The following is a 17,328-nucleotide window of genomic DNA, read 5'->3' on the forward strand; positions in this document are numbered from 1 at the left end:
TCAAAATCTCATCTAGTAGAGCTTAAAACGAGGATAAGAGAGAATGTACTTATTTGATAAGGAATAGCTAAAAAACGGGACTACATAGCTAAAGTAGCATGTCGCAAAATTGCGCTGTTTGTCCTTTGGTTAGGTAGAAAGAAGCGCGTGCTTTGAGGACAAGAACGAGCTGCTCTTAGCTGTTAGATGCAACAGCCAGGAGAGAGGCTATTTCTTGACACTCACACTCTTCCTTTTCCCAAACCAATTTCTAGTATGTCTAAGTTTTCCCTCTTGCTGGCGCTGGGCGCCAGTGCAGCCCTGGCCCTGACGGGCTGCCAGAAAACCGCCGAAGACGTTGCAAAACCCACCGATATTTCGACTGATGTAGCGGCCCAGGTAAAAGCGCTCGGCTTTAGCACCCAAGACATGCAAGCTGTGGAAGGTGGCTACCGGGTAGAAGGTGACATTCTGCTCACCCCGGAGCTGCTGGCTAGCAAAACCAACTACTCAATGCTGCGCGTGGGTGCCGACGAGCAGTACCGCACCACCAACCTGGTGGGCCGCCTGCCGCGCGTGCTTACCGTCAGCATCTCGAGTCAGTTTCCCTCGGTTTATGTGACAGCGATTGACGAGGCTATTCGCCGCTACAACGCGCAGGGACTGCAGCTGACGTTCCGGCGCATCACGACGGGCACGGCCAACCTGCCCGTCAAGTATTCGTCGAACCTAGGGTCGGGCGTACTGGGCCAATCGGGCGGTTTTCCGCAAAATGGGGAGCCAGCTCCCGGTTTCACGCTTGTGCCTAACGTGATTAATAGCACGAATGTCAACTACATCGCTACCATCATGGCGCACGAGATGGGCCACTGCATTGGTTTCCGCCACACCGACTACATGAACCGCGCGTATAGCTGCGGCGGCACGGCTACCAACGAGGGCGCTAGCACTGTGGGAGCCATCCTCGTTCCCGGCACGCCTTCGGCACCCGACCCCAACTCGTGGATGCTGGCCTGCGTGGGCAACGGTGTAAACCGGCCTTTCAACGCCAACGACGTGACGGCGCTTAACTACCTCTACTAAGCCCGTAGCTACTACGGTTTAGTAACGAAAACCCCCGGCCTGCATCTAGGCCGGGGGTTTTTTGTGCGCCTAGGGCGCTGGGGCCGGGCGTCTCGCTACTACTCGGCTAGTACTACCCGGCGAGTAAGGATATCGCCGCCCGTGGTGGGCGTGGCCCGCAGCAGGTACACGCCGGGGCGCAGGCCGCTGGTTGGCAATGTATTGATGGCCCCATCGACCGTGAGGTCGCGCAGGAGGCGGCCTAGGGTATCGTAGAGGCGCAGGCGCAGCGGCACGTTGGGCTCGCCGGCTACTTGCAGGTCTTGGCCGATAAGGGCGGGCACCGGAAACACTAGCAGCTCGTTGCGGCGCACCAGTTGCACGGCCTCGGTGGCGCTGTAAAAGGTGCGGCCGCCATCGTCTTGGCCTAGCACCCGGTACTGGTTGAGGCCCGGCGTGGCCCCTAGGTCAGTGAAAATAGTGCGCAGCTGCGTAACCGGGCTAAGGGTTTGGATGGTGACGAACCCGCTCGGCCCGAGGCGCTGGAGCTGCACGGCCCGCAGGCGGTAGAGGCTGCCGAGGGCCAGCACCAGCCGCGCCGTGTCGGCGACTGGCTGTTGGGGCAAAAACGACTGAATGTAGCAGCCTACGCCGGCCTCGGCGAGGTTGCTGGTGGGGCCGCGCTCGGCTACTTTGCCACGCAGCACCGGCGCCACCGCGAAGTAGGGCCCCGCCTGTTGGCTCGTTGCTACGAGCAGGGTCGTGTCGGCCGTGAGCTGGAAGGGCTCAGGGGCCGTAGCGCCGAGGCGGTACACCTGGTACTGCGTGGCGCCGGGAGTGGCGGGCCAACTTAGCAGGGCTTCGTCGGGGCACACGTAGCCTATGCGCACAGGCAGCGGCCGGGCCAGCGCGAAGGTATCGGAGGGGTAAACCTGGCTGCCCACCACGTAGCGCAGCTGGGCTAGCGTGGTAGTGTCGGGCGCGCTCCAGGCGTAGGTACGCTGGGCTAGGTCTACTTGCGTGGCCACGGTGCGCCACGCTGCTTGGCCCACCGGGCGGTATTCGAGGTGCCCTAGGGTGGCGGGGCCGGCCCAGGCCCAGCGCAGCAAGGTGGTTTGGGCGGGGCGCACGTTGCGCACCGTGCTGGGCGTCAGCCACTCTAGGCCTGGGGTAGCTACCTCATAGGCCAGGCTAAACGCTTGGGGGCCGCTGGGCACGCGGTAGCCGCGCACCCGCAACTGGTAGGTGCCCGCGGCGGGTAGCGTCAGCGTCACTTGCTCAGTAGGGTTGAGGTGGTCGGCGCGGCGGCGGGCAGGCTGGGCTAGCGAGTCGGGGTGGGGGTAGGCGCTGAGCGTCCACGGCAGCCACAGCCCCACGCCACCTGGCCCCAGCACTGCCAGGTCGAGGTCATTGACCAGGGCCTGCGGGGCATTGGCGGCGGCTTCGGGGTCGGTCCAGGCGAGGGTTACTTTCAGACGGAGCACGCCGGCGGGCACGGTTAGCTGAAAAACCTGCTCTTGGTCTTGCCCTAGGGTGCCTTGCTGGTAGCGGCCCTCGCGCAGGGTGCGTACGGCCCCCAGGGCATCGAGCTGGCCAAAGCCCGACACGAAGTCCACTTCGGGCCGGCCCACATCATCGGCGCTATTGAGCAGCGCGGCCCGTATCAGTGCCGAAGTCGGCAGGCTGCCGCCCGGCCCATCGCGGTAGGCCTGCTGCACCAGCAGGGCCGCGCCCGACACCAGCGCGGAGGCATCAGACGAGCCGGCATCACCATAGGCGACTAGCTCGGGCTTGATGCGGCCATCGTAGGCCGGCCCGCGTGAGCTGAGCGCTGCCACCTGCCCTAGGGCATCGGTAGCACCCACGCTCAATGAGTTTTTGCTCATCTTGAACTGGCCGGTGAGGTTAGCCACGCCCGCCAAGCCTTGGTAGGTGCCGCTAGTGCTGGCGCTCGCACCCGAATTGCCGGCCGAAAACACGTGCAGCAGCGTGGGTAGCTGCCGCGCCTGTTGGTCGTAGCCTAGGGCTTCGAGGCCGTAGTAGTTCTCGATGCCTGTTCCGTACGAGTGGTTTTGCACGCTCACGCCTTGCTGCACTAGGTCGGCATTAGCATCGGGAAGCAGGTTAGCGTAAGAGGAAGACGCGATGCGCGCCTGCGGCGCGGCCCCGCGCCCCGCGGGCCCCGAGTTGCCGCCGCCCGCAATGAGCGTGGCCATAGTGCTGGCGTGCGCCGACTGAATAACCGTACCCGCCGGCGTATTCAGCAGCCGGCCCCGAAAGTCGAGGTCGGTAGGGTCAAGCGCATTCTCCTTGACGGAAACCGTGAGGCCCTGGCCCACTAGGGTAGGGTAGCGCTGCTGCACGGCCACCAGGCTGTTCACCGTCAGGTCGGCGCTGTTGAGTAAGCGCTCGTCGTGAGCTTGGCGATTGGCTACGTCCACAAACTCGACCAGCGGCGATGCTACTAATGCCCCCAGCTGCTGCGCCGATACGGGCCCTAGGGTAAGTATTTGCGCAGCATTGGGGTTAGGCTGCACAGACAAGGCGGGCGTTTGCTGCGCTGCCCAGCGGCGAAATGCAGCCGCATCGTGCACGCGTATTCTTACAGCCTGGCCCGATGCCCCGCGGCGCGCCGCAGCGGCTACGGTAGGGGCCAGCTTTGAAGTAGCCTTCTGGGCCAACCCGCGCAGCGGTAGCGCAGCCAGCAAGCAGCAGCTTAACAGCTTAGGCAAGCGAAAGGCAGACGGGGAAATAGCTAGGAGTAAGGATGAAGCACGCACTAGATAAGTAGTCGGCGATTTGAGGGTCGCCTAGGTTACCAAAATAAGCAGTAGCTGCTAAAAGTAAGATGGTGCTGCCAGCGCTAGCAGAAAAACGCTGCTGTTGAGCTTACGGAAAACATCAGGCGAATAGATAGGTGCGTGAGGCTTTATAAAGCCCGATTAAGGAATGCAGCATTATTTGTAAGTACTTACATAAACCCTTTATATTTGTCGTATGGATTTCTTCGATGAAGTAGGGCCTGCGGCCCTAGGTAGCCGTTTGCGGCGCCTTACTGACACGATGACCAGCCAAGCGGCCGAGGTGTATGACCTGTATCACTTGCCATTTGAGCCTCGCTGGTTTCCGGTGTTTTGCACAGTAGCCCAGGAGCCGGGACGCCACGTGGGCGACATTGCCGAGCGCATCGGCCAAACGCACGCAGCCGTAAGCCAGGTAGTGAAGGACTTGGCCAAACACGACCTAGTAGTGGTGCAGCGCGGCGAAGCCGACCAGCGCCGCAGCGTGGTGGCGCTCAGCGAAAAAGGGGCCGCTTTGTGGCCCGCCTTGCAGCAGCAAACCGCCGACGTGCGGCAGGCCACCGAGGCACTGCTGGCTGAAACTCGCCACAACCTCTGGCTAGCTATTGAGGAGATGGAATATGCGTTGTCGCGCCAGAGCCTAGGCAGCCGGGTGAAGGCCCTGCGCGACGAGCGCGTGACCGACGAGGTGCGCTTGCTCGACTACACGCCAGCCCACCAGCCCGACTTCAAGCGCCTTAATGTGGAGTGGATAGAGCGCTACTTTCGGGTAGAGGAGGCCGACCTGAAAGCGCTAGACCACCCCGACGAATACATTTTGCAACGTGGCGGCCGCATTTTGCTGGCCGAATACGGCGGCCAGGTAGTGGGTACATGCGCGCTCTTGAAAATGGACGACGCTTCGTATGAGCTAGCTAAAATGGCTGTGTCGCCCACGGCGCAGGGCCTAGGTATCGGTTTTCAGTTGGGGCAGGCGGCCATTGCCCAGGCGCGGGCGCTGGGGGCGCGCCGCCTTTACCTCGAAAGCAATACTAAGCTTAAGCCCGCTCTTAGCTTGTACCACAAGCTGGGTTTTAGGAAGACTGTAGCCGGCCAGCCCTCGCCCTACGAGCGCTGCAACATTCAAATGGAACTACTGCTGACCTCCTAGGGCCAGTTATTATGAGCATAGCCACAAAAAACTGTCATGCTGAGCTTGCGAAGCATCTTATCACGTTGGGAGTATCAACCTTAGCGTGATAAGATGCTTCGCAAGCTCAGCATGACAGATGAGAAGGTGTAAAGCTTTGGTTCTTAATACTGCATATAGCATAAAAAAAGCCCGCAACGTTAGTTGCGGGCTTTTTTGAGTAACCTAGGTGGACCTAGTATCCTTCGTTCTGCTTTAGGTTAGGATTCACGTTGAGTTCGCGGAAGGGGATGGGGAACACCAGCCGGGGCGAGTTCCACGGAATGGTGGCGTTGCTGAGCGGGTCGGTGGTCGATTCTTGGTTGCGCTTGAGGTCGCCGAGGCGGAAGCCTTCAAACGCTAGCTCTATGCGGCGCTCCTTCAGAATCTGGGCCAGCGTGACGCTAGCAAGCGGCTGCAGACCAGCCCGCGTACGGATGGCGTTGACATCGGCCAGCGGGGTAGCGCCTACCGGCGTGCCGCCGGCGCGGAAGTTGGCCTCGGCACGGGTCAGCAGCATCTCATCTACGCGCATCAGCTTGATGTTGCCGTACTGCGCATCAAACTTGCGCGTGTAGGCGGGCACGCTGGCAGTGGGCGTGGTGATAAGCGTAGCGCGCGTATCGCCGGCCTCAAGCAGACCTAGGAACTGCTGCTGCACTGTAACGTCGGCTCGGCGGTTGCGGGCGTAAAAGGTATTAAGCTGATTAGAGCCGCTTTGCGCCGTGATTTGAATGGTGAAAATATCCTCCCGCGTGTTGGCGCTGGTATTTATCGGCACGGTGGCGGTGGCCACGTTGGTCGTGCTGTAGCCAAAGTTCTCGCCATAAAAGGTATTCAACCCAAACGACGAAGAGGCCAGCGCCCGGTTGGCCGCGGCAGCCGCAGCCGCATAGTTGTTCTGCTGCAAGTATACGCGGGCCAGCAGCCCGGCGCAGGCGTAGCGGGTAGCTGAAAACGCGTTGAGCGGGCCGCCGGTGGTTAGTTTAGCTTCGGCCGTGGTCAGGTCCGTAATAATCTGGGTGTAGACTTCGGCTACTGTATTGCGGGGCACTTGCTGGGCGTCGGCTACCGTGAGGGTGGGCGTCAGCACTAGGGGCACGCCTAGGTTGTTGGCGGGCGTGCCGTCGTTCCAGTCTTTGCCAAAGCTGCGCACCAGGTCAAAGTACATTAAGGAGCGAATAAACTTGGCCTCGCCCTCGGCGCTGGCCTGTTGGGCCGGCGTGTCGAGCTTGCCAATATTGGCCAGCACGTTGTTGGTGCGGTTGATGACGTCGTAGGCGCTCAGCCAGGTGGCGCTCACCTGGGTGTTGGTGATAAGCAGCGTTTTGCGCTGAGCTTCTTGGGGCTGGGTAAACGTACCTACGAAGCTCTCGTCGCCATTGTCGGCCAGCAGGTCGTTCATAAACTGCAGGTAGCCACCGTAGAGGTTGGTGCTTTGCAGGCCCGCGTAGCAGCCTACGAGGCCCGCTAGCACGTCGCTAGAATTGTTAAAAGCCGTGGCCGAGTCGATGGTGCTCACAGGCTGCACGTTGAGCTTGTTGTTGCAGCTCTCCAGGCCGCCCAGGAGCAGGGCTGCCGTGAGCAGCCCGGGTACTATTTTCTTCATAAAGTAATAAGGCTAAGACGTGAAAGGCAGGGGCAGGCGGCGCCTAGAAGCCCAGGTTGATACCTAGGGTGTAGGTGCGGGCCTGCGGCGCGGTGTAGAAGCTGATGCCCTGGCTGATGTTATTGGACGACGTATTGCCGGTGCCCGTCACATAGTCGGAACTCACTTCGGGGTCCCAGCCTGTGTACTTCGTGAAGGTCAAGAGATTGTAGCCTTGCAGGAAAATGCGCGCCGACTGCAGGAAGCCGCGCTTGGCCAGGCTGCTGGGCAGGTTGTAGCCGAGCACCACCGAGCGCAGGCGGCCGTAGTCGCCGTTTTGCACGAACCGCGACGACGCGCCGGTGCCAATGCCGCCGCCGTACACGGCCTTCGGTACGTTGGTAATGTCGCCGGGCTTCTGCCAGCGGTTGAGCTGGTCGCGGGTTTGGTTGTCGTAGCCGTTGTTGAAACCTGTAGAGAAGTAGGGCGCTGCCGAGTCGTAAATCTGGTTGCCAAATACGCCCACCAGCGTAGCGCTCAGGTCAAAGCCTTTGTACGAGAAGGTATTGGTGATACCGCCCGTCCAAGTCGGGTTGGGGTTGCCGATGGGTACGTTGGCCGCCTGGTTGATATTGGTGGTCGTGCCGCGGTTGAGGGTGCCGTCGGCGTTGGTGGTGTTCAGGTAGTACAGCGCATTGCCGTTGGCGGGGTCCACGCCCGCGTACTCGGGGCCGACGAAGGTGCCCAGCGGCTGGCCGGCCTGCGCCCGGTTGAGGGCGCTACCCAGAATGTCGGGGCCCGCCAGGTCCATTATTTTATTGCGGTTGATGGAGGCGTTCACGCTGGTCGTCCAGGCGAAGTCGCCCACGAAGTTGCGCGTCGTCAGCGTCAGCTCGATGCCCTGGTTGCGCAGGCTGCCTACGTTGCGGTTGATGGTCGAGAAGCCCGAGGTGCCCGGCACTGGCTGCGACAGCAACAGGCCGGTGGTGTTTTTGCGGTAGATGTCCACTTCGCCGCTGATGCGGTTGTCGAGAAAGCCGTATTCGAGGCCGGCGTCGTACTGCACCGTCGATTCCCAGCTCAGGAAATCGTTGCCCAGCTGCGAGGGGCGCTGGCCCGGCGTGCCCACATAGCCGGTGCCTGCAAAGAGGCTGCGCGAAGCAAAGTTGCCGAAGTTCTGGTTGCCGGTTTTGCCCACGCTGGCGCGAATTTTCAGCAAACTCAGCGTTTTGTTACCTTTCAAAAAGTCTTCTTCCGAGATGAGCCAGCCCACCGAGCCCGCCGGGAAAATGCCGTAGCGGCGCCCGGCGCCGAAGCGCGACGAGCCATCGAGGCGGGCGCTGGCGCCCACTAGGTACTTGCCCGCGAAGGCATAGGACCCACGTGCGAAGTACGACACCAGCGCATTGCTGGTCGTGAACGACGAGCCCGCCGTGATTTGGGCAGCCGCATCGAGTGTGCGGTAAGAGTCGGACGGGAACTGCGTGCCTGTCACGCTGTTGCCGTTGATGCGAGCGTTCTCATAGCTCGTACCTAGGGTCAGCTCTACCGAGTGGTTGTCGGCAAACGTATTCTTGTACGAGAAGTAGTTGTTGACCACGACCTTGGCGTTGGTCTGGTTCGCGTTGTAGCCGTAGCCGTTGGTGTTGCCGGTGTTGCGCGAGGTCACGCGGCTCAGGTACTGCTCCTCGTTCTGGTTCAGCACGTCGGTACCCAGCTCTGAGCGGAAGATTAGGCCCTTAGCCAGGTTGAGCTGCGCGTACACGTTGCCGAGCAGGCGGTATACCGTCGTGACGTAGGTACCGCCCTGAATGCTCAGCAAGGGATTATAATAGAACGGAAAACCCGTGTTGGGCAGGCCCGTGCTGGGGTCGAGGGCGCCGCTCACCTGGCCCGAGCGCGGGTCGATGAGGGGCGTGATGGGCGCCAGCGCCACAATCTGCATGGGCGTGCTGAAGGCGTTGTCGTTGGGCACGCGGTTGTTGACCGAGCGCGTGGCCGTTAGGTTGATACCAAACGACAGCCGCTCAGTAGCTTGGTGGTCTAGGTTGAAGCGCGTGGCCATGCGCTCGTACTGGTTACTGACGATGATACCCTTCTGGTTGCTATACTGCCCCGAGAGGTAGAAGCGGGTTTTGTCGGTGCCGCCGCTAGCGTTCAAGTCATACTGCTGAAAGCCCGCCTTTTGCAGTACCTGGTCTTGCCAGTTGGTGTCATAAGTCAGCGGGTCTACGCCGCCCGCATAGCCACTCAGGCGCGCCGTAATGTTGGCAGGCACGGCAAAGGTGCCGCCCCTGTTGGTCAGCGCCTCCGTGATGAGCGATACGTATTCCTGACTATTCAAAAACTCGCGCTTGTGCGTGGGTTCGCTCCAGCCGGCCTGCACGCCCACGCTGAAGCGTGTGGCCCCGGCCTTGCCGCGCTTGGTGGTGATGAGCACCACGCCATTGGTAGCCCGCGAGCCATAGATGGCCGACGCCGAGGCATCCTTCAGAATGCTGATGCTCTCAATATCGGTTGGGTTGATGTCGGCAATGGGGTTGGTAGCGGCCGTGGTCGAGGAGAGGTTATCGGCCACTACGGGCACCCCATCCACCACATACAAGGGCTGCGTGCCGCCGCTGATGCTCGATACCCCGCGCACCCGCACCCGGATGCCCTGGCCCAGCTTGCCGCTGCTGTTTTCGATAAACACGCCGGCCGCCTTGCCCTGAATGGACTGCTCGAACGACTGCACCGGCTGGTTGCCCACGTCCTTGCTCGACAGCGTGGCCACCGAGCCAGTCAGGTCGGCCTTGGTTTGAGTGCCGTAGCCTACTACTACGGCTTCGCCTAGGTCGGTTGCGTTGGCTACCAGTGTTACGTTGAGCGAGCTGCGTCCACCCACAGCAATGGTTTGGGTAGTGTAGCCTACTGAGCTGATAACCAGCGTAGCACCAGGCTGCACGGCCAAGCGAAATACGCCATCGGCATCGCTGCTCACACCATTGGTAGTGCCGCGCTCCACGATGGTCACGCCTGGTACTGCGCTGCCATCGGTGCCCGTAATGCGGCCCGTTAATGCCTGGCTTTGGGCCAGTGCAGGTAGGGCAGCTACAACTAATAAAGGGGTAAAAATCTTCCTCATAGAGTAGATGGGGGAGAGGTGTTAAAAAAAAGCGTAGCTATTGTTAAACAAAAGTGCGAAGCTGCAAATAAAAGGTATAACATGCCAATTCTTATTAAAAATGTAATTTATGACCTAAATAAGTAATGGCTAAGCCAGCTTACTTTTTGCTTTTTGAGTTAAGTAGCTACTAAAAAATAGGTCTTATTTATGCAAATAGAAATTTTGTAAATGCGGTTTATGCGTTGCCAAAACGTATTAGTTGTTGCGTATGCTTGCAGCAGCCCAAGCCCTACCTTTGCGCACACGCATGAAGCCTTCTATTCAGTATCTCACTACGGCAGCCCAGGTGGCCGACGTAGCCTCCCACCTAGCCACTCTGCCGCGCATCGGCATCGACCTGGAGTTTGACGACAACCGCTATCGCTATGGCCGCCACTTAGCCCTTATCCAAGTGTTCGATGGCGAAGCGGTATATCTCATCGACCCGCTGCCGCTTGAGCCCGATATGGCCGCTGGCCTAGAGCCCCTGTTTGCCGTACTGCGCGACCCGGCCGTGGCCAAGGTGTTCCACTCTTGCAAATCGGATATTCTGCTGCTCGATGAGCTGTTTGGCGTGCACTGCCGCAACATCGTCGATACCAGCGTGCAATTCACGCTGCTAGCCCTGGAGGATAATAATATTTCCTTAGGTCGTCTCATTCATAGTGAGTTAGGCTTTGAGGTGGACAAGGGTGAGCAGAAGTCGAACTGGCTCAAGCGCCCCCTTACCGAAGCCCAAAAGGAATACGCCGCCAACGACGTGCTTTACCTCTTCGAGCTGACCGACCGCCTGGCCGCTCGCCTGCAAGAGCAGGGCCGCGCCCAGTGGGCCCAGGAAGAAAACCATGCCCTGGAGGCGGTGCGCTACGGTCGCGACGAGCTGCGCCCACACTTGCGCCTGGCTGGCAAGTACCGCATCTCGCCCGGCGAGCTGCCGCTGTTTCGGGAGCTGTATGCCCTGCGCGACCGCGTGGCGCGCCAGCTCGACCGCCCCAGTTACATGGTGCTCAGCAACGACCGCCTAGCCGAGCTCACGCGTCAGCCCATTGCCTCGCACGGCGCACTGCGCGGGGCCGGCGGCCTGCACCCCGACCTCAAGCGCTCGCCCTACGCCGATGAGCTGATTGCGCTGGCCAGTGCCGACCTGGCGCCCGACGGCCCCCTGCCCGCCGACCAGCGCCGGCCGCAGCCCTTCCGTCGCCGCTTCAACGGCCCCATAGCTGCCCGCGCTGAGGCCCGCGAAACGCTTTTGCAAGCGCTTAAAAACCACCTGGCCGCCGACTTCAGCCCCGTGCTGGCCAACACCGTACTCAGCAACCGTCTCATCGGCGACGTGGTAGAGCAGGGTAGCCTGGCCGCCCTGCGCCCCTGGCAGCGCCAGCTGCTGAGCGAAACTGCTAGTCAGCACGGCTTGCCCCTCGCCGACCTCGACGGCCCATTGGGCGCCTAGGTGATGGTATTTCGGGCATTGTAGTCCGAGCGCGAGCGCAGCTCGCATCTTGCGCCCAAGTAAGCTGGTATAAGCTGACCTGACGCGGATGCGAGCTGCGCTCGTGTTTGTACTACAGCATCCTGAGCTACTTTTAACCACCCCTAGGTCCCGTGAAACTGCTTTACCTGCTACTGTGGCTACTGGCTAGCCCGGCCCTAGCGCAAGAAGCGCTGGTGCTGCGTGGCTTGGTGCTCGATGCCGATACGCACCAGCCCTTGCCCTTTGCGCAGGTAGGCATTGCGGGTAATAAGCTAGGTACGAGCACCAACCAGGAGGGCCGCTTTGCGCTGCGGGTGCCGGCGGCCTACGCCGCCACCGAGCTGGAGGTGGCCCTGCTGGGCTACCGGCGCTACACCCGGCCGCTGCCGCCCTTGCCGGCGCCCGAGCTGCGCATCGAGCTAACGAGCAGTCCGGCTACCCTAGGCACCGTGGCCGTATCGTCGTCGGTGACGGGCATCATCCGGGAGGCGGTGGCGCGCATTCCGCGCAACTACCCCACGCGGCCCACGCGCCTAACGGGCTTCTTCCGCGAGTCGGACGACCACGGTGCCGGGCACATGTACGACTATTTGAGCGAGGGCGTGCTGCTGGTGTACAAAGCGCCCTACCAGCACCCCAACGACGACGGGCAAGTGCAGATACTGGAGGTCCGCAAGGTAGACCTGCGTGATACCTTACGCTCGGCGCCGGGCCTGCTTCAGATAGAGTGGTCGGCGGGCCCCTTTGTGCCGCATCGGTTTGATTTCGTGCATAATCGGGCCGAGTTTATTCGGCCTTCGCAGTTCAAGAACTACCAGTATCAGCTCACGCCCCAAACCACGTTTCAGGGGCGGCCGGTGTACGTCATTGCCTTTGGCCCGCGGCCGGGCACCGACCGGGCTAGCTTTGCCGGTGAGCTGTATATTGATGAGCAGAGCTACGCCTTTCTGGGGGCGGCCTGGCACCGTACGCCCAGCGGCATCCGCCGCGAGCACGTGCTGAGCTTTCGGGCCACCGAGCGCGCCTACCGCGTGGCCTACCAGCGCTACGCCGGGCGCTGGTACCTCAAAAGCATCTGGTACAACACCCTAGGGTCGCCGGTGGCGGGGCAGGCGCGGCGGCACTTGGCCGAGTTTCTGACTACGGCTATCGACACGGCGCGGGCCGCGCCCATTCCGTACCCCGAGCGGGCGCAGTACAACGATATTTTTCTGCAGGCTCCCACACCCTACGATTCTACCTTCTGGAAAAACTACACGACATTACTGCCCTCCAGCCAACTGCAGCTCGACTTGCTGGACCAGGCGCGCCAGCAACGAGCCGAGAAACTGCTAGCCGTGCCTGCCCCTGCTTCTACCACGGCTGCACCTGGTCCGGCCGCCGCTCCGGCTCCGGCCCGGCGCTGGTGGCAGGGGCGGCTGCGCTACACCTACGGCCTGGGGCTGCTGCCCGTAGCGGCCGCGGAGAGTACCCTAGGGGTAGTGGTTGCGCCACCGGGCGCGGCATTTCGGGCGGTGGCGACCACGGCGGTAAAGCGCCGCCGCGTGGCGGCCAGCTACCAGCTGGGTGTGCAATTAGAGCTGCCGCGCCACTTGGCTTTGTATGGCCTTACGCGGGCAGCGCTGGGCCAGCTGGCAGGCCAGGGCTGGGAGGCCGGTCTAGGCTGGGAGCACAACCTGAACCCGCGCGGCCGCCCCGTGCTGGGGCGCCTGGGGGTGGCCTACCTGCGCCAAAGCCTGGGCCACGACATAGGCACCTTCGACAATCCCGGCGCCAGCTTACGCTTGGCTGGCACCGAGCTAGCCACCGACCGCCTCACCCTCAGCCTGCAGCGCCTCACCGATGCCCTTCAGCCTAGAATCGGGGTGGGAGTGGAGCTAAGCCACCAATGGCAGGCCGTGGCCGACCTAGGCTACCTGTGGCCCGTGCGCACGCGTACCCGGCTGCTGGCTACCGAGCAGGGCGGCTTCTTCCACACCGATAGCGAAAGCGCCCTTAGCTTGCCCGCCAGCGAGGTGCAGCTGACCGTGGGTGGCCAGCCCGCCGCGGCGGCCCCTTGGCAGCTGGGCCGGGTGCAGCTGAGCGTGGGCCTGCTCTACCGCCTGGGCAAGTAGGCACGTGCCAAACCCACCTAGGGCGTTAATTTTGGTCGCGCCCGGCCGTAGTAAGCTGGGTAGCTTCTGCCCATGACCGACCCCTTGCTGCCCTCTACCACGCCCAAGCCGCCCCGCGAGCCAGTATCGGGCTGGGCGTTTTGGCGGCAGGTGGCGTTTTGGGTGCTTTTGGCGCTGCTAGTGCTGGTGGGCGGCGCAGGGCATCGCCTGCTGTACCAGCCCAACGTGCTCGCGAACGTGGACGGGCCGGCTTACCTCTACATTCAGCCGGGGGCCAAGCAGCGCGAGGTACTAGACTCGCTGCGCCAACAGGGACTACTAGAGCGGCCCATCGACCTGGTGGTAGTGGCCAGCCTGCGCAAGTTTGGCACCAAAGACAACCCTACGCACCCCGGGCGCTACACTCTGCCCGCGGGCATCGGCAACCTAGAGTTGCTGCAACTGCTCGAAAGCGGCCGCCAAGACACGGTTACGTTCACGCTCAAGCCCTTCCACTACCTGCCGCAGCTGCCGCGCCAGGCCGGCCGGCAGCTTTTCATCGATACCCTGCAGCTCCATAAGCTGCTAGTTGATAATAAATACCTAGTAAAGCGCTACAGCCTCGATACGGCTACCGTGCGCACGCTCTTCATCCCGGGGGCACTGCGGCTGTTTTGGCCCACGCCGGCGGCTGCCTTCCTCGACTCGGTGGCCGTCCGCCACCGCCGCTTCTGGACGGCCGCGCGGCGGCAGCAGGCCGATTCGCTAAAAATGACCCCCGTGCAGGTGGCGGTGCTGGCCAGCATTGTGCAGCGCGAAACGGCCCAGCCCACCGACAAGCCCCTCATTGCGGGCGTGTACCTCAATCGCCTGCGCCGAGGTCAGCCCCTGCAAGCCGACCCCACGCTGCTGTGGCCCCTGCACGGCCTAGGTACCCGCAAGCGCGTGCTCAATGTGGATAAGAAGGTCGATTCGCCCTACAACACCTACCGCCACAAAGGCTTGCCGCCTGGCCCCATCACCACGCCTTTCCCGCAGACCCTCGATGCGGTGCTGTACCCGGCGCACCACAAGTTCGTGTTTTTTTGCGCCCGGCCCGACGGCAGCGGCTTTTCCGACTTTGCCGAAACCTACGCCGACCACAAGCGCAACGCCCGCCGCTACTGGCAGCACCTAGACAGCCTAAAAATCAAAAGATAGTCTGTCTATGCGAGGAGACACGACGAAGCAAGCTTTCCTTATACCGCCTTGCTTACGTCAGCTAACGCGAATGAAAGCTTGCTTCGTCGTGCCTCCTCGCATGGATGGATGCCATTCTTATTATTAATTGATAGATAGTAAAATGCGTCTTGTTATTCAGCGCGTCCGCGAAGCATCCGTGACGGTCGAGGGTACCATCACCGGCGAGATTGGGCCCGGTCTATTGGTGCTGGCCGGCTGTGCGCCCACCGACGATGAGGCCGCCCTCAACTGGATGGTACGTAAGCTTGTCAACCTGCGTATTTTCTCGGATGAGAACGGCCAAATGAACCGCAGCGTGCGCGACGTGGGCGGCCAGGTGCTAGTCGTGAGCCAGTTTACGCTGCTCGCCGATGCGCGCAAGGGCAACCGCCCTAGCTACGTGGGCGCCGCCCCGCCCGCCGTGGCCGAGCCGCTTTACCAGCGTTTTGTGGCCCTGGTGGCGCAAGAGATGGGGCAGCCCGTGCCCACTGGCATCTTCGGGGCCGACATGCAAGTACGTTTGCTTAATGACGGGCCCGTCACGATAGTGCTAGATTCGCCAAGCGTCACCTAGGGCGGGCAATGCCTACTATTTATTCAGAGAGCTAACGGCTAAAAGCCAGAAGTTATCAGCAGCTAAAACAATGACCCTCGACCAAGCCCAAGCCACCGTAGATGAGTGGATTACAACCACCGGCGTGCGCTATTTCAGCGAGCTTACCAATATGGCCATTCTCACGGAAGAAGTGGGGGAAGTGGCCCGCCTCATTGCCCGGCAGTACGGCGAGCAGTCGTTTAAGGAGTCGGACAAGGGCCGCGAACTGGGCGATGAGCTGGCCGACGTGCTCTTTGTCGTCATCTGCCTAGCCAATCAAACCGGCGTGAACCTCACGGATGCCCTGGCCTGCAACCTTGCCAAGAAAACCCAGCGCGACGCCACCCGCCACCGCGATAACCCTAAGCTAACAGGCGGCCCCACAGCACCTGCCACTGACCTATGAACGCTCAGCTAACTAAGCTAGTACAACTTGCCGACCAGCCGAGCCGGCGCATTATGGGCCTGATGTCAGGTACTTCGCTCGATGGCCTCGATGTAGCGCTGTGCCGCTGCACTGGCCACGGTGCCACCCTCGATGTGGTGCTCGAGCACTTTGCCACCGTGCCCTACGAGGCCGAATTTCAGCAGCGGCTGCGGGCCATCAGTCAGCCCACGGTGCAGCTGCAAGAAGTAGTGGTACTGCACGCCGAGGTGGCCCGCCGCAACGCCGCCACGGTGCTGCACTGCCTGCAGCAATGGGGCGTGGCGCCCGCCGACGTGGATGTGCTGGCCAGCCACGGCCAAACCATCTGGCACGCGCCGCGCCACCAGCATCGGCGGGCCGAGTTTGGGCACCACGCCACGCTGCAAATCGGCGATGGCGACCACCTGGCTCACCTCACGGGCATTATCACGCTCTCCGACTTTCGGCAGAAGCACGTGGCGGCCGGTGGCGAAGGTGCCCCGCTGGCGCCATTTGCCGACGAGTTGCTGTTTCGGCAGCCGGGCACCGACCGCCTGCTGCTTAACCTAGGCGGCATTGCCAACTTCACGTTTTTGCCCGCCGATGGCGGCCCCGCCCAGGCCACCGACACCGGCCCCGCCAACACCCTGCTCGACCACGTGGTGCGCCAGCACTACCCCCAGCAGACCTACGATGCGGGCGGCTACCTTGCCGCCCAGGGCCACGTGCACGCGGGCTTGCTGGCAGCGCTGCTCAGCCACCCGTTCTTCGCCCAAGGTTTCCCCAAAACGACTGGGCCCGAGCTGTTTTCACCCACCTATCTGAAATCTAGCCAAGCCAAAACGTCCACCACCGGCCTGCTCGCGCCCGACCTGCTCGCTACGCTCGTGGAGCTAACGGCCACGGCCGTGGCCCAGGCCGCTCGGCACTACCTAGGGCCGCAACCCACGGCCGAAATCCTCATCAGTGGCGGCGGGGCGCACAATGCCACGCTGCTGGCGGCGCTGGGCCGGCACCTGCCCACTGCCCGCCTGCTCAGCACCGCCAAAGCCAGCGTGCCGCCCGATGCGAAGGAAGCCATTCTCTTCGCGGTGCTAGCCAATGAGACGCTGGCCGGCCACCCGGCGCTAAGTTTGGGCAAGATTTCGTTACCCTAGGTAATAGGTTATCTTAACGTATTACCCCACCCCCGGCCCCTCCCCTCCGGGAGAGGGGAGCCTGTCGTCCTCAAACGCAAGTGAGGGTTTGGCTCCCCTCTCCCGGAGGGGAGGGGCCGGGGGTGGGGTTTTAGGTCGGCGAACAACCCAATGCTAACCTAGGTGCTTCGCTACCTATTGCGCACCCCAAAGCCTAGCACCTGCCGCGTAGTGGTGTCACTAAAAGTGACTTCTAGCAGCACTGGCGGCGGGCGGCGGGCCGAGTCGCTGGCAAAGGAAAAGCGGTAGAACCACGGCTCGTGGCCGCCACTCTCGCTTAGCCAGGTGCCTAGCTTATACAGCTCTACCGCTTGCCCACGCTGCTGCCCTAGGTGCTGTAGCGGCTGCGCCGCCGTTGCAAATGCCGCCGGGCGTAGCGTGCCGCGCACTTCGGGCGCTAGGCGCTGGTAGGCGGCTGGGTAGTCGGCGCGCAGTACCTCACTAAGGAAGCGCCGCGCCACCTGCGCTTGGGTTGGCTTGGGCGCGGGCTGGAAGCCAAAACCTGCTGCTAGCCCCAGCAATACCACGCTAGCGCAAAGCCTTAGGTGGGAGGTAGTGGTGCGGTAGGTAAGACATCGGTAAGTGAAAAGTGATTGCATA

The 17,328-nt window shown here is 62.1% G+C and carries 12 protein-coding genes; 8 read left to right on the top strand and 4 right to left on the bottom strand.

The genetic code is table 11. The features are described 5' to 3' along the window. Positions 1-255 precede the first annotated feature (255 nt). On the top strand, positions 256-1,062 hold the full coding sequence (locus tag JAO77_RS08370; protein ID WP_198989881.1) for a M57 family metalloprotease: 807 nt from the start codon (positions 256-258) through the stop codon (positions 1,060-1,062). A gap of 98 nt (positions 1,063-1,160) precedes the next feature. On the opposite strand, the gene JAO77_RS08375 is transcribed toward JAO77_RS08370, so the two are convergent. Further along, entirely contained in the window at positions 1,161-3,773 is a 2,613-nt protein-coding gene (locus JAO77_RS08375; protein ID WP_198989882.1) for a S8 family serine peptidase, read from the bottom strand. A gap of 265 nt (positions 3,774-4,038) precedes the next feature. On the opposite strand from JAO77_RS08375, the gene JAO77_RS08380 reads away from it, so the two are divergent. Then, on the top strand, positions 4,039-4,992 hold the full coding sequence (locus JAO77_RS08380) for a bifunctional helix-turn-helix transcriptional regulator/GNAT family N-acetyltransferase (protein WP_235998316.1): 954 nt from the start codon (positions 4,039-4,041) through the stop codon (positions 4,990-4,992). Between the two features lie 214 nt (positions 4,993-5,206). On the opposite strand, the gene JAO77_RS08385 is transcribed toward JAO77_RS08380, so the two are convergent. Further along, positions 5,207-6,619, bottom strand: a complete 1,413-nt coding sequence (locus JAO77_RS08385; RefSeq protein ID WP_198989883.1) for a RagB/SusD family nutrient uptake outer membrane protein — start codon at positions 6,617-6,619, stop codon at positions 5,207-5,209. Positions 6,620-6,662: 43 nt separating this feature from the next. Further along, entirely contained in the window at positions 6,663-9,725 is a 3,063-nt protein-coding gene (locus JAO77_RS08390; RefSeq protein ID WP_198989884.1) for a SusC/RagA family TonB-linked outer membrane protein, read from the bottom strand. Between the two features lie 289 nt (positions 9,726-10,014). Between JAO77_RS08390 and JAO77_RS08395 the strand changes: the two genes are divergently transcribed. From JAO77_RS08395 to JAO77_RS08420, 6 genes are all read left to right on the top strand, one after another. Then, positions 10,015-11,196 carry a ribonuclease D gene (locus JAO77_RS08395; protein ID WP_198989885.1) on the top strand — a complete coding sequence of 394 codons (1,182 nt, stop codon included), beginning with the start codon at positions 10,015-10,017 and terminating at the stop codon, positions 11,194-11,196. Positions 11,197-11,348: 152 nt separating this feature from the next. Continuing rightward, positions 11,349-13,331, top strand: coding sequence for a carboxypeptidase-like regulatory domain-containing protein (locus JAO77_RS08400; protein ID WP_198989886.1), 1,983 nt, complete (start codon positions 11,349-11,351; stop codon positions 13,329-13,331). A 72-nt stretch (positions 13,332-13,403) separates the two neighbouring features. After that, positions 13,404-14,510, top strand: a complete 1,107-nt coding sequence (mltG, locus tag JAO77_RS08405; protein WP_198989887.1) for an endolytic transglycosylase MltG — start codon at positions 13,404-13,406, stop codon at positions 14,508-14,510. A 142-nt stretch (positions 14,511-14,652) separates the two neighbouring features. Then, on the top strand, positions 14,653-15,105 hold the full coding sequence (gene dtd / locus JAO77_RS08410; RefSeq protein WP_198989888.1) for a D-aminoacyl-tRNA deacylase: 453 nt from the start codon (positions 14,653-14,655) through the stop codon (positions 15,103-15,105). Between the two features lie 70 nt (positions 15,106-15,175). Continuing rightward, a complete protein-coding gene (locus tag JAO77_RS08415) occupies positions 15,176-15,532 on the top strand; it encodes a nucleotide pyrophosphohydrolase (protein ID WP_198989889.1) in 357 nt (118 codons plus the stop codon). Then, positions 15,529-16,689 (top strand): anhydro-N-acetylmuramic acid kinase, encoded by a 1,161-nt coding sequence (locus tag JAO77_RS08420; protein ID WP_198989890.1) that lies wholly within the window; start codon positions 15,529-15,531, stop codon positions 16,687-16,689. The genes JAO77_RS08415 and JAO77_RS08420 overlap by 4 nt, the downstream gene beginning before the upstream one ends. A gap of 170 nt (positions 16,690-16,859) precedes the next feature. Here JAO77_RS08420 and JAO77_RS08425 read toward each other — a convergent pair whose 3' ends face one another. Further along, a complete protein-coding gene (locus JAO77_RS08425) occupies positions 16,860-17,327 on the bottom strand; it encodes a hypothetical protein (RefSeq protein WP_198989891.1) in 468 nt (155 codons plus the stop codon). Position 17,328: the final 1 nt, after the last annotated feature.

It is taken from the genome of Hymenobacter sp. BT559 (assembly GCF_016427535.1).
Taxonomy (GTDB): Bacteria; Bacteroidota; Bacteroidia; order Cytophagales; family Hymenobacteraceae; genus Hymenobacter.